Genomic DNA, 12,030 nt, shown 5'->3' with positions numbered 1-12,030 from the left:
CAAATGCAGTTTAATTGTCCTAGACAAAAGGCGAAATCATGGCTACAGCCCACGATTCAATCGGAGTGGTGGTATTCGAACCCAATGCGCAACTTTTGAGCAAACTGTGCAGTGTTGCACGGGGTATTTGGGGCATGCAGGAAGTGCTTCCCCGCAAAACAGGCCGTGAGCTTCAAAATGCCGCAGACTTCCTGGCCGTTGGCCTTGTGATTGTGCGCGCCAGCCAGCAACGCGCCAGCGAAGCCATTTCCGCCACGCTCGCCGACCTCTACGCCCGTGGCACTCAACTGTTGATCATTCAGGATGGTGCCACCCGCTTTGACCGTCAAAAGCCGATGTCACTGGCCGGGCTGCATTTCCTGTCGGACGATGCGGAAGATTGGCAGCTGGAGGCCGTGTTGACGCGCTGTTTGGTGGGCTATGTGATGCCCGACCTTAACCGTCCCGAGGCTTGAGCCCGGCAAAGCGGGCATGACCTAGACAAACTACGGCAGGCGCATGGTTTGACCATGCTCCAGCAGCCGAAACTTCTCACCCGCAATGCCTTGTTCGGCCAAGGCTTTGCGCATGTCGACGATGGGTTGGTCCAGCGCCTCATCCGTCAACTCAAATGTTCCCCAATGCACGCCCAGGCTCTGTTTCGAGCCCACATCCTGATGAATTTTTACCGCTTCATCGGGGTTGATGTGTTGCTCTTTCATGAACCAGCGGGGTTCGTAGGCCCCCACCGCAATGGCACTCAAGTCAAACGGGCCGAAACGACGGCCAATCTCCTTGAAATCGCTGCCGTAACCAGTGTCCCCGGTGAAGTAGAACTTCAATGCCGGGTGTTCCATCACCCAGCCACCCCACAGGCTCTCGTTGCGGTCGATGTAGATGCGGGTTGACCAATGATAGGCGGGCACAAAGCTGAACTTTGCGCCCTTGACGTCAATGGATTGCCACCAGTCCAGCGCCTGTACATTGTTGATGTCCCAGGATTTCAACAGCCGCTCCACACCCAGTGGCACCAGAAACAGCGTGTCCGGGTTTCGTGCAGCCAAAGCCCGAACCGTGTCTTCGTCCAAATGGTCGTAGTGGTTGTGGCTGATCACCACCACATTCACAGGCGGCAGGTCGGCCACTTGGGCGGGCGAGGGCACCTTGCGTTTGAATGGGCCAAAGGCCTGAATGGGGAACGCGCGGGGCGAAAAGTGAGGGTCTGTCAGTACCGTCAACCCATCCACATTAAGCAGCACAGTGGCATGCCCCAACCAAGTGGCGGAGCGGGGGCCATGGCTTTTCAGGGCGTCAGCCTTGAACGGATGGACCGGGAAGGCCTCGTAGCCGGCGTAAACCTGGCTGGGTGGTGGCGGCAGTGTTTTGCCGAAACGCTCCCGATACCAGCGAAACACGTCCTCGCGCGACTTGGCCACGATGGATCCGTCCGTGTTGACGAACCCATTGGGCCGATGGTGGGGTTTACTGGGGTCGTAGTAGGGGTTGTTGTTGCTGGCACAGGCCGACAGCCACACTGAGGCGGCCAGCACGGCCGCGCGGTTCAAACCGAATTTCATACACCCCCACTGACGTGAATCACAAGGATTTCAGGTGCGTCCCCAGATACAAGGCCAAGGGCACCCCGAAATACATCAGGCACAACACCCGAAAATGATCCATGGATTCTACTGCAGCCCCCTGACTCGGAGACAGCCCTGTTGTCAGTGCATCACTGTGCACTCCGTTGAGTGCCAGTTCCAGCAAACCTTGGCCCGAGAAGGCCGGTGTGACCCAGTGTGGTTCAATAACCAAGGCACAGGCCAGAGCCCAAAATAAGCAAAATAGCGCAAACCGTTTTACACTCATGACAGTGACCCTCACTCGATATTGTTCACTTGTTAGGTACTGTATAAGAAAGGCTGTGTGTTTGTACAGTATTTTTAACCCTATTTTTTTGGGTGTTGTATTTTGATTTCAGGCAAATTGTCCGGGTCGGTGTCGCAAGGCGGGGCGTTTGGCGTATTCGCTCGCCTCATGCCTGTGGTCCGAGCCCAATTTGAACAGTCTCCATTGACGGTACTTGGACTACTCATCAGTAGCCTCGGCTGTCTGTTGTTCTGGACGCAACTGGGCAGCCTGGCGTGGTTGGGGCAGGTGGTGTTGGGTGGGGTGACCGCGGGGTTGTTCTTTGCCTTGGGGGTGTGGTTTCAGCGGTTGTGGACTTTGGCACTGCTTGATGGTGCGCGCGACAGCTTGACCGTTGACACCTTCTCAGTGCCCGCGGGGGCGAACCCCGATCAGGCCTTGTTGCACGTGTTGCGCAGGCTGGCTGAGCTGGATCATGAATCCCGCCTGCTTGAAGAAGCCTATGTGTCCGAGCGTGCCCGTTTGGTCGGGCTGGGGCATGCGATTCATGGCTTCGTGTTGGCCTTGCGTGTGGGGCAGGGGGGGGAGGTCACTGTTGAACAGGTGGATGAGTCTGTAGAACGACTAACCCGGCTAACCGCCCAAGCCATCAAGCAGGATTGGACTCGACTGCTCGAGGCTTTTAACACCCAGCATGCGCCTGAACTGCGCCGCATGATCATCCACCCTGACCCCTTTCCGGCCCGGGAATCGCTGGTGTTGGCATTGGCCAGCCCTCAGAGCCAGCCCTTGGTGTGGATGCAAGTCACGGTGGTGCGCCAAGCGATTGCAGCCGGGGTCAGACTGCACTTGGTGGCTGTGGATGTAACGGATCTGGTTCAGGCCCGCCAAATGGCTGAATCGGCCGACAAAGCGAAGTCGGAGTTTCTGGCCACCATGAGTCACGAATTGCGCACACCGCTCAACGCAATCGTTGGTTTCTCACGCCTGTTGCAAGACCAAGCCAGCACTGATCAACAACGCGACGACGCGCGGCAGATCGGCAATGCGGCCTCAAGCTTGAATGCCATTCTCACCGACATTCTGGATTTCTCCCGCATCCAGGCGCAGGGTCTGCGTCTGGATATTCGGCCGTTCGACCTGCGTGACCTGCTCAAAGGCTTGATCGCCTTGAATGGGACTGTAGCCCAGCAAAAGCACCTTGAGTTTGGTCTGACCTGCGAGCCCGAAAGACCAGTCTGGGTTCGAGGCGACGAGCTACGGCTGCGGCAAGTGGTTCAAAACCTTTTGTCCAATGCCCTCAAATTCACAAGCACAGGGTACGTGAGGGTTCGTTTGTCCACAGTGAAGGCGGAGCCCGGCCGGGTGTCGGTGTCCATCGAGGTGGCTGACAGCGGCATCGGTATTTCTCGGGTCAACCTCAAGAAGCTGTTCAATCGGTTCACCCAGGCCGACCGTGGGATCAACCGCCGTTTCGGGGGCACAGGCTTGGGCCTGGCGATTTCCAAAGGGCTGGTCGAGTTGATGGACGGGCGAATAGACGCCACCTCCGAGCCCGGCGTGGGCTCTGTGTTTTCAGTCCTCTTGAATCTGCAGGAAACAGAGGCGCCTTTAAGGCAAATGCCGGGCGACGGATTGACGGCCACCTCTGATGGCCTACAACTGTTGGTGGTTGATGACCACCCCATCAACGTGAAGCTGCTGGAACGTTACCTGTCACGACGCGGGCACCGTATTGAGACGGCGCTGTCGGGGCATGACGCAGTGTTGGCCTGTGAGAAAACCCGTTTCGAGGGCATTCTGATGGACTTGGACATGCCCGACATGGATGGCTTTGAAACCACTCGGGCTATTCGGAGGCTGGAGGGCAGTTTGAATGCTGACACGTGGATCTGTGCGGTATCGGGCCTGTCCGACCAGGCCACCCTGGACCAATGCACCTTGGTGGGCATTCAAGCCCATCTCACCAAACCCATCGCCTTTGATCGGCTGGATGCGCACCTTCAGCGCCTGATTGATGAGAAGGTAGCCCAGTTGGGCAAAGTGGTGTAAACATGAACCAGGTGCAGGGGCCTTGGTTTTTTCAGTGCTGAATGCCCAGTTGTTTTTCCAGATAAGAGCGGGCTTTGTCCAGCCAAACACTGAGGGCTGCCAGCATGTCGCTGTGGCTGAATGAACAGCTTTCGCCCGAAAACATGGCGCTGCTCTCAAGCCGTTCCAGAATGGTTTCCAAGGCGGCCTCAAACACCGAGGGCAGTTCGGCCAGCAAGGCCTTTTCCTGACGGAATGCGTGCACCAGGCTACTGATGGTTTCGAAGCGTTCTTCGTCCAGTGCCGCAGCCAGGTTCTTAATTCTGAGTAGAGGGTCTACAGGTATGTTACTCATGAGTATAATTGGGCGATGAATTCATTCAATCAGGCCTGACAGTGTACCGCAGGGTGCCATCACAGGCCGACCACTTGAGGAGAACACCATGGACAGCAAGTTGAATCTGGACAAGAAATCAGTCGTGAAAGCCAACTACGACGCCATTGTGGCCGACCTGACGGCCATCGAGCCCCTGATTTCCATTTTCCCCAAACTGGAAAGCCTCACCAAACTGGGCCCCAACGCCTACGAATGGAAGCTCAAGCCGATTGGTGCCATGGGCGTGTCGCATGCGGTGCATTACGCAGCCAGCTACGAAGTGGACGCCGCCAAAGGCCTGCTGACTTTCAAAGGCAAGGACGGTGTGGGCAACGCCACTTTGTCGGGCCGTTTCCAGTTCGCAAAGAAAGGCAATGAAGTGGAAGTGGAGATCAAAATCGAAGGGCAGCTGCGTGAAATCAAAGTGCCCATGCTGCTCAAGGCGGCCACGCCCGGCTTCATCAAAACCATGTTTGAAGGTATCGTAGACCGCTTCATGGAAAAAATTGGTGAGAAATATGCCGCATGACAAACCGGTCAACTACGACCTGGGCAAAACCGTTCGCACTGAAACCCTTGGTGAAGCGTATGTGTCCCGGGCCGTGGCTGACCCCAACGACTTTGCCGCACCGCTTCAGGACATGGTGACCGCCCATGCCTGGGGCACCGTCTGGTCAAGGCCTGGCCTTGAGCGCAAATTGCGCAGCGTGGCCACCGTCAGCATGCTGATGGCCTTGAACCGGCCCACGGAATTGAAGCTGCACATGCGGGGCGCCTTGAACAATGGCGTAACGCCTGAAGAGCTTCGGGAGTTGGTCATCCACGCCAGTGTGTACTGCGGTTTCCCCGCAGCCATGGACAGCATGCGACAGGCGAAAGCGGTGTTGGAGGAGTTGGCTCAGGAACAAAGCCAACAGCAGTGATTCGTGCCGCCCATTGAACGGGTTTGCGCAATAAAAAACCGGCCACAAGGGCCGGTTTTTTTATTGGCTTGAACCGCTGGGTTTACTTCTCAACGAACGCCCGTTCGAAGACGTAATCGCCAGGTTCACCGATGCCGGGTGACACTGCAAAACCTTTCGCATCCAGAATGGCGCGAATGTCGGCCAGCATGCTGGGGCTGCCGCAGATCATGGCGCGGTCAGTCTCCGGGTTCAAGGGGGGCAGGCCCACATCCTTGCACAGCTCACCGTTTTCAAGCAGGGTCGTGATACGGCCCACATTCTTGAACTCTTCACGGGTCACCGTGGGGTAGTAAATCAACTTGGCCTTGATCTCTTCGCCCAAGAACTCGTTCTCGGGCAGCTCTTCGCTGATGTAATCGCTGTAAGCCAGCTCGCTCACATAACGCACGCCGTGCACCAGAATCACTTTCTCGAAGCGCTCGTACACGTCGGGGTCTTTGATCAGGGACATGAATGGGGCCAAGCCGGTGCCGGTGCCAAACATGAACAGGTTTTTGCCGGGCTTGAGGTCATCGATCACCAGCGTGCCTGTGGGCTTCTTGCTCACCAGTACGGGGTCGCCAACCTGCAAGTGCTGAAGGCGCGAGGTCAGTTTGCCGTCGGGCACCTTGATGCTCAGGAATTCCAGATGCTCTTCATAATTGGCGCTGGCAATGCTGTAGGCGCGCACCAGTGGTTTGCCTTCCACCTGCAGGCCGATCATCACGAAATGGCCGTTGTGAAAGCGCAAGCCGGGGCTGCGGGTGGTTTTGAAGCTGAACAGCGTGTCGTTCCAGTGATGGACCTCGGTGACGCGTTCTTCGACGAAATTGGACATAGTTACCTGCGTGGACAGACTGAACCCGTGGCCGGGTAGGGTGCTTTTATCGGTGCCCATGATATCGCATGGCCGAATAATTGCCTGCTAAGTCATTCTATTTTTTAGTTATTTGCTTATTTTGAGTTGCGCCTCTAAATGCGGGTGTCAATGGCCGTGGGTTTGGCGGTTATAAATGTGAAATCAACCACCTACACAACAACCACAAGAAGAGACAAATTCATGAACGAGGCTTCCATCGCCCGCGTGGCGGGCAGTACACAGGTGGTTCATTCCGGCGACGTTGACCTGGCCGTCACCGCCTATGGCGACCCGCAAAACCCCACCATCATTCTGGTCCACGGTTACCCGGACAACAGTCAAGTGTGGGACGGTGTGGTGGATGTGCTTCACCATCACTTCCATGTGGTCACCTACGATGTCAGGGGGTGTGGTCAATCCACAGCCCCGGGCTGGATGTGGGACTATTCCCTGGCCCGCCTGTCCGAAGACTTGCAGGCCGTGATGCGGGCGGTGTGCCCAACCCAGCCAGTGCATTTGGTGGCGCATGATTGGGGTTCAATCCAGACTTGGGAAAGCGTGACAGACCATCGTCTGAAAGCCCGAATTGCCAGTTACACCAGTATTTCCGGGCCCTGTCTGGACCACATCGGCATGTGGTTCCGCAGCAATTTGGGTTCGGGCAAGCCAGCCGCGGTCAAACAGGTGTTGGGGCAGGCGATGCATTCCTGGTATGTGGCGGCATTCCAGTTGCCATTGCTGGCACCCTCCGTGTGGAAGTTAGGGCTGGACAAGGCTTGGCCCGGCGTGTTGCGCCGGATGGAAGGCGAGGAATTGCCCGCCAACCCCAGCCAGCGTAAAGATGGAGTCAATGGCATCAACCTCTACCGCGCGAACATGGTGCCGCGTCTGAGCAACCCTCGGGTGCGGCACACTTCGGTGCCAGTGCAGTTGCTGGTGCCCACCAAAGACAAATTCGTGACCCCGCCCATGGTGGAGAGTTGCTACCCCTACACCGAGTCCGTGTGGCGTCGCGACATAGAGGCCAACCATTGGATGGTTGAGACCCACGCGGAGTGGGTGGCCAATTGTGTGGCCGAGTTTGTGGAATACGCCGAGACTGACCGTGAAACCCCCAGTTTGGCCAAGGTTCGAGTGAAGTAAGGGCGTGGGCCTGCTGGCCTGAACACTTCGGTTTTTTTGAACAGCTTGTTCTGTCTACTTGTGCGAACTGTGCGGTGGCTGGGGTTACACTCAAGCTTCCGCCAGTTTTTTGGCTTATGGATGTGAGCAGATCAAGATGAAGAAAACTAGCAAGTTCGTGGCAGCTTCATTGCTGTGCCTAGCAGGGGTGTCGACAGCGGCGCTGGCCAACGAATACACAATTGACCCTTCACACACCTACCCATCATTTGAGGCAGACCACATGGGTGGCCTGTCCAAGTGGCGCGGCAAGATCAACAAGTCTGAAGGCACAGTCACTTATGACAAGGTCAACAAAAAAGGCAAGGTGGATGTCACCATGCAGATGGCCAGCATCGACTTCGGCTTCGACAAAATGAATGAACACGCCGTTGGCGAGGACATTTTCAACGTCGCCAAATACCCCACAGCCCGTTTTGTCAGCGATTCGTTCGTGTTTGAGGGCGACAAACTGGTGTCCATTCCCGGCCAACTGACTTTGAAAGGCGTGACCAAGCCTGTGACCCTGAAAGTCAATGAATTCCTGTGCAAACCCCACCCGTTTGCCAAGCGTGAAGCTTGTGGTGCTGATGCGGAAGCCACCATCAACCGGGGTGACTTTGGCGTGGATTACGGCCTGAATCGCGGCTTTAAGCCCGAGGTGAAGTTGTTGATCTCCATTGAGGCGATCAAGAACCCTTGAATATGGTGGCCTGCAGCTTGATGCTGCTGACAGCCAACAAAAAGCCCGCATTGCGCGGGCTTTTTTGTGTGTAGACGAATCCCCATTAAGGCGGGGTTAGATCACGCCCAGCTTCATCATCGCAATCAATTGGCCTTCACCCACCAGAAAACCGAGAATCGCGCCGACAATAATCAGAATCCATTCTTCCTGTTTAAACACCGGGCGCAGCAGGCCTTCAAATTCCAAAGGCGTCATGGCCTGCATTTTTGTGCCGACCACGTTTTCAATGTCCAGCGATGTCTGCACATAGCTTTCCGCATGCATGATCACATCGGCCAAACGTGCCATCAGCATTTCCGAGGTGTCCTGTTTCATGCGCTGGAAGGTTTCAGCGCCCACAGCCATCACCACGAAAGGCTTCACGATGCTGGCCTTGCTGTCCACCATTTCACGCACACGTTCATCCACCATCTTCTGAACACGTTCGGACAGTGGACCTGCCACCATTTCGCTGATGATGGTTTGCGGCGTGAGAATGTCGGTGGCAATGATGCGAGCGTAGTCAGCCGCGACTTTCTGCTGACGTTTCAGGAACAAGCCCTGAATGGTGTACGAACCAAACGGAATCGGCTTTTTGGGCTCAAACAGAATGTTCAAGGCCACCCAGTCTGAGATAAAACCCACCAGAAAACCGAAGGTGGGCAAAATCCAGGGTTCTTTCAAAAACACCCAAAGGGTCATTTGCACAAGGCCAATCATGAACCCGAAGTACAGGCCTGACACCCCAAAGAATTTGAATTCCTCGCGGCCCACTTCCTGAAAAATCCGGTTCAGCAGGTGTTTATCCTTCATCAGGATGCGAATCACCAGCGCCTTCAGGTCAAGGATTTCGTCAATATTGCCCTTGATATCTTCCATCACGCTGGCAATGACGTTGGGTACGTCCTTTTTAACCCGGTCAATCAGTTTCTTCTGCGCAAAATTGGGCAGGCTTTCCCACAGCCGTGGCTGATGTTTGGACATCACTTCACGGATGATGGACTCAATCACCTCCATCGCAGGGGCTTCCAGCTCGCGCCCCAGTCGCTCGGAATCCAGCTTGGACACCACTTCCTGAACTGATACCAGTTTGGTGGTGATGGTGTCCACGGCAATCGACGCCATACGCAACGCATTGCGCGGCACGATGCCTTGCCAACCTAGAAACGGTGGAATACCGACAAACTTCATCGGGTAAAACATCATTTTGACCGCGGCAATTTTGGTGATGTAACCCAATATGGCCGCAATGATGGGAATTGAACCGTAGACGAGATAGTTCGCCTGCACATCGGCCCAGATGTTTGCCCAGTTCATTGAAGGCGTCCCCTAAGAGTTTTTAGTTTTTATTGATACAGTATGAGTGTACTGGCGCGTGCAGCAGTATTTCGGGGTTCACAGATTCAAAACCGAAGCGCCTCGGAGACAGTATAACGTTCAAAGCAGGACATATACGTGTAATCCGCAAGCTCTACACCACTATTACAACAAACTCCGGGACTTTCGATTTTGGATCCTTTCGCTTTTTTCTCTAACCTGGATATCAGCAAATTGCTGTCGCTTGTTCATCTGGGGCTGCCACTGTGGGCGCTCATCCTTTCAGGTGCTGTGGCAGGCCTTGTCCTGGCGTTTGCGACTCAGGCCGGCGCATTCTGGTTGATGTTCAACCCTCAGGAGTTCAAAGGGGTTCGTATTCCCTTGTTTCGCAAGCTGGGTTTGCACCAATTGGGCCTGGAGGGCCTGGGTTGGCAGGGCTTGGTGCCACATCAAAAGGCCATCATGGCTGAAATTGCAGTGCGCTTGATGACCCACAAGTTGCTGCCTCTGGATGAAATGATTCGTCGTATTCCCGCCCAGGGGCTTGCCGACAGGCTGACACCCCCCATGCAGGAAACCGCTGACCTGGCTTGCCGTGAGGTGATGCTCAGGCACAAACCCACCTTGTGGGAAAGCCTGCCCAGTTTTATTCAGAACTCCATCATCACCCGCATCCGTGGTGTGGTGCCTGCGTCAGCCAAACAGATCATTCTTGACCTTCAGAAAAAGCCTGCGTACTACCTGAGCCTGAAAACCTTGGTGCTGGACGTCATCAACACCAAGCCCTTTCTGGTGGTTGATTTGTTCAAAAGTGCAGGCAAAGACCCGATGAATTACGTCAGGCGTTTTGCTGCTGTAGCGGGTTTGCTGGTGGGCTTGGTGTTGGCAGGTTTGAGTGTGCTTGAGTTGCAGTGGTATTGGACCCTGATCTTGGGCATTGTTCTGGGTGGTTTGGCCAGTGCGCTGGCCCTTGAAAGCCTGTTTTTCCACCCTGAGCATGGTCGGGTGCGTTTGGGGAAGTTCACGGGCTTTTTCTTCAGAAATCAACGCCACATTGCTGAAATGTTTGCCCAGACGGCGGCCCGGGAGGTGTTGACCACCGAGAACATTGTGTTGGCCCTGTGCCGTGGGCCCAACTCGGTCAATCTGTCGGCGCTCATCGAGCACCATGTGCAAAAAGCCATGGATTTGGAATCAGCCGGCGTCAAGCCCATCTTGGTGACCTTTCTCGGGGCCGAGCAGTGGGTCGCCATCAAACGCGATGCCTCCTCGGTGTTTGCCACCAAGCTCGAATCTCACTTGATGGCCGCCCGGGTGTATTTGAATGACGCCTTGCGGATCGAAGACGTGATTGTGGAACGCCTGGCCGCCTTACCCCCACTGGAATTTGAGCGGGCTTTGCGCCCAGTGTTCAGCCGCTATGAATGGTTGATGCCGCTGGTGGGTGCTTTCTGGGGGTTCATGGTGGCCTTGGTCATGGTGCTAGTGGCTTGATTGAACTGCGAACTTTGCTGAATGAATCCACCCAAGACGGTACCCAGTATCACTAGGGTATTTTGATCATAACGTCATAGAACGATTTGGAGGCAACATGTCCACTCAGGTGATTGGCACCGTAACCGACGCTGAAGGCGGCGTCACCGTGATGCGAAACGGTGAAACAGTCAATTTGAAATCAGGCGATACCATTGCCGCAGGCGATGTTGTGTCTGCCAGTGCGAACGGGCGCGCTTCAATCACCGTAGCCGACGCGTACGGCCAGCCGATTGGTAATTTGCTGGTTGCCCCCAACGGCAGCGTCATCATGGACACGGCCCAAAAAGGCGACAAAGTAGGGTACGTCTTCGAAGCCTTGTCTGAAGACGGTGTCACGATCACCAACCTTGACCCGGATTTTGCGGATTTGGTTGAACTGCAGGGTGTTCAAGGCGGCGCAGCAGCCAGCAGCGGCGGCATGTTCGGCCTGTTCGGCGGCAGTTGGTTGACCGGTGCTTTGGCAGGTAACACTGTGGCTGCGGTTGGTGCCGGTGCAATCGGTATTGGCCTGTTGGCATCGGGCAGCGATGAAGGCCAAAGCCCAGTCGCCAGCAACAATTCCGGCACCCCCACCGACAATGGAAACCCCACACCCAACGATGGTGCCGTTACCGGAACCCCCCTGGATGCTGTGCTTACGCCAGTAATCGACGCAACAGCAGGTACTCCGCTGGAAGCTGTGACTGGTCCATTGGCTGACGCGTTGGCCTCGGCCGCCGGTGGTGCGGGCGGCGGTGACGGTGGTAGCGATGGCCCCACAGGTACGCCTCTGGATGCAGTGCTTGGCCCCTTGGCCGATGCGGCTGGTGGCGCAGGCGGTGGTGGTGGTAGTGATGGCCCCACAGGCACCCCGTTGGATATGGTTCTTGGCCCCTTGGCCGATGCGGCTGGTGGTGCAGGCGGTGGCGGTGGTAGTGATGGCCCAACAGGCACGCCTCTGGATGCAGTGCTTGGCCCCTTGGCCGATGCGGCTGGTGGTGCAGGCGGTGGCGGCAGCAGCGATGGCCCCACAGGTACGCCTTTGGATGCGGTACTTGGCCCCTTGGCTGATGCGGCTGGTGGTGCAGGCGGTGGCGGTGGCAGCGACGGCCCCACAGGTACGCCTTTGGATGCGGTACTTGGCCCCTTGGCCGATGCAGCCGGTGGCGCAGGCGGTGGCGGTGGCAGCGATGGCCCCACAGGCACGCCTCTGGATGCGGTGCTTGGCCCCTTGGCTGATGCAGCCGGTGGCGCAGGC

12 protein-coding genes and 1 pseudogene are annotated in these 12,030 nt (G+C 56.3%); 8 read left to right on the top strand and 5 right to left on the bottom strand.

Annotated features, from left to right (window positions below):
• Positions 1-38: 38 nt before the first annotated feature.
• On the top strand, positions 39-455 hold the full coding sequence (locus ACK4FF_RS13355) for a hypothetical protein (RefSeq protein WP_409710240.1): 417 nt from the start codon (positions 39-41) through the stop codon (positions 453-455).
• A 30-nt stretch (positions 456-485) separates the two neighbouring features.
• Here ACK4FF_RS13355 and ACK4FF_RS13350 read toward each other — a convergent pair whose 3' ends face one another.
• Together ACK4FF_RS13350 and ACK4FF_RS13345 are read right to left on the bottom strand one after the other, a co-directional pair.
• A complete protein-coding gene (locus tag ACK4FF_RS13350; protein WP_409710237.1) occupies positions 486-1,556 on the bottom strand; it encodes an MBL fold metallo-hydrolase in 1,071 nt (356 codons plus the stop codon).
• Between the two features lie 19 nt (positions 1,557-1,575).
• Positions 1,576-1,791, bottom strand: a complete 216-nt coding sequence (locus ACK4FF_RS13345; RefSeq protein WP_409710235.1) for a hypothetical protein — start codon at positions 1,789-1,791, stop codon at positions 1,576-1,578.
• A gap of 156 nt (positions 1,792-1,947) precedes the next feature.
• Here ACK4FF_RS13345 and ACK4FF_RS13340 point away from each other — a divergent pair, with 156 nt between their 5' ends.
• Positions 1,948-3,897, top strand: a complete 1,950-nt coding sequence (locus ACK4FF_RS13340) for an ATP-binding protein (protein ID WP_409710232.1) — start codon at positions 1,948-1,950, stop codon at positions 3,895-3,897.
• 31 nt (positions 3,898-3,928) lie between these two features.
• Here ACK4FF_RS13340 and ACK4FF_RS13335 read toward each other — a convergent pair whose 3' ends face one another.
• The gene (locus ACK4FF_RS13335) at positions 3,929-4,231 is read right to left on the bottom strand and encodes a hypothetical protein (RefSeq protein ID WP_409710229.1); all 303 of its coding nucleotides are present in this window, start codon (positions 4,229-4,231) and stop codon (positions 3,929-3,931) included.
• A gap of 88 nt (positions 4,232-4,319) precedes the next feature.
• Between ACK4FF_RS13335 and ACK4FF_RS13330 the strand changes: the two genes are divergently transcribed.
• Together ACK4FF_RS13330 and ACK4FF_RS13325 are read left to right on the top strand one after the other, a co-directional pair.
• Positions 4,320-4,781: an SRPBCC domain-containing protein gene (locus ACK4FF_RS13330; RefSeq protein WP_409710226.1), complete on the top strand. Its 462-nt coding sequence runs from the start codon at positions 4,320-4,322 to the stop codon at positions 4,779-4,781.
• Positions 4,771-5,175: a carboxymuconolactone decarboxylase family protein gene (locus tag ACK4FF_RS13325; protein ID WP_409710223.1), complete on the top strand. Its 405-nt coding sequence runs from the start codon at positions 4,771-4,773 to the stop codon at positions 5,173-5,175. Before ACK4FF_RS13330 ends, ACK4FF_RS13325 begins: the two co-directional genes overlap by 11 nt.
• Positions 5,176-5,257: 82 nt before the next feature.
• On the opposite strand, the gene ACK4FF_RS13320 is transcribed toward ACK4FF_RS13325, so the two are convergent.
• Entirely contained in the window at positions 5,258-6,034 is a 777-nt protein-coding gene (locus ACK4FF_RS13320; protein WP_409710220.1) for a ferredoxin--NADP reductase, read from the bottom strand.
• Positions 6,035-6,256: 222 nt separating this feature from the next.
• Between ACK4FF_RS13320 and ACK4FF_RS13315 the strand changes: the two genes are divergently transcribed.
• Both ACK4FF_RS13315 and ACK4FF_RS13310 read left to right on the top strand, forming a co-directional pair.
• Positions 6,257-7,198, top strand: coding sequence for an alpha/beta fold hydrolase (locus tag ACK4FF_RS13315; RefSeq protein ID WP_409710217.1), 942 nt, complete (start codon positions 6,257-6,259; stop codon positions 7,196-7,198).
• A 136-nt stretch (positions 7,199-7,334) separates the two neighbouring features.
• A complete protein-coding gene (locus tag ACK4FF_RS13310; protein ID WP_409710214.1) occupies positions 7,335-7,919 on the top strand; it encodes a YceI family protein in 585 nt (194 codons plus the stop codon).
• Positions 7,920-8,015: 96 nt separating this feature from the next.
• On the opposite strand, the gene ACK4FF_RS13305 is transcribed toward ACK4FF_RS13310, so the two are convergent.
• Positions 8,016-9,257 (bottom strand): DUF445 domain-containing protein, encoded by a 1,242-nt coding sequence (locus tag ACK4FF_RS13305; protein WP_409710211.1) that lies wholly within the window; start codon positions 9,255-9,257, stop codon positions 8,016-8,018.
• Between the two features lie 291 nt (positions 9,258-9,548).
• Here ACK4FF_RS13305 and ACK4FF_RS13300 point away from each other — a divergent pair, with 291 nt between their 5' ends.
• Both ACK4FF_RS13300 and ACK4FF_RS13295 read left to right on the top strand, forming a co-directional pair.
• Positions 9,549-10,751, top strand: a complete 1,203-nt coding sequence (locus tag ACK4FF_RS13300) for a DUF445 domain-containing protein (protein ID WP_409710208.1) — start codon at positions 9,549-9,551, stop codon at positions 10,749-10,751.
• 97 nt (positions 10,752-10,848) lie between these two features.
• Positions 10,849-12,030: pseudogene (locus ACK4FF_RS13295) on the top strand (hypothetical protein); the annotation flags it as partial.

The organism is Limnobacter sp., from assembly GCF_046297615.1.
In the GTDB taxonomy this organism is placed as follows: domain Bacteria; phylum Pseudomonadota; class Gammaproteobacteria; order Burkholderiales; family Burkholderiaceae_B; genus Limnobacter.
The sequence above is the reverse complement of the archived record's forward strand: the minus strand, read 5'-3'. Positions and strand labels throughout refer to the sequence as shown.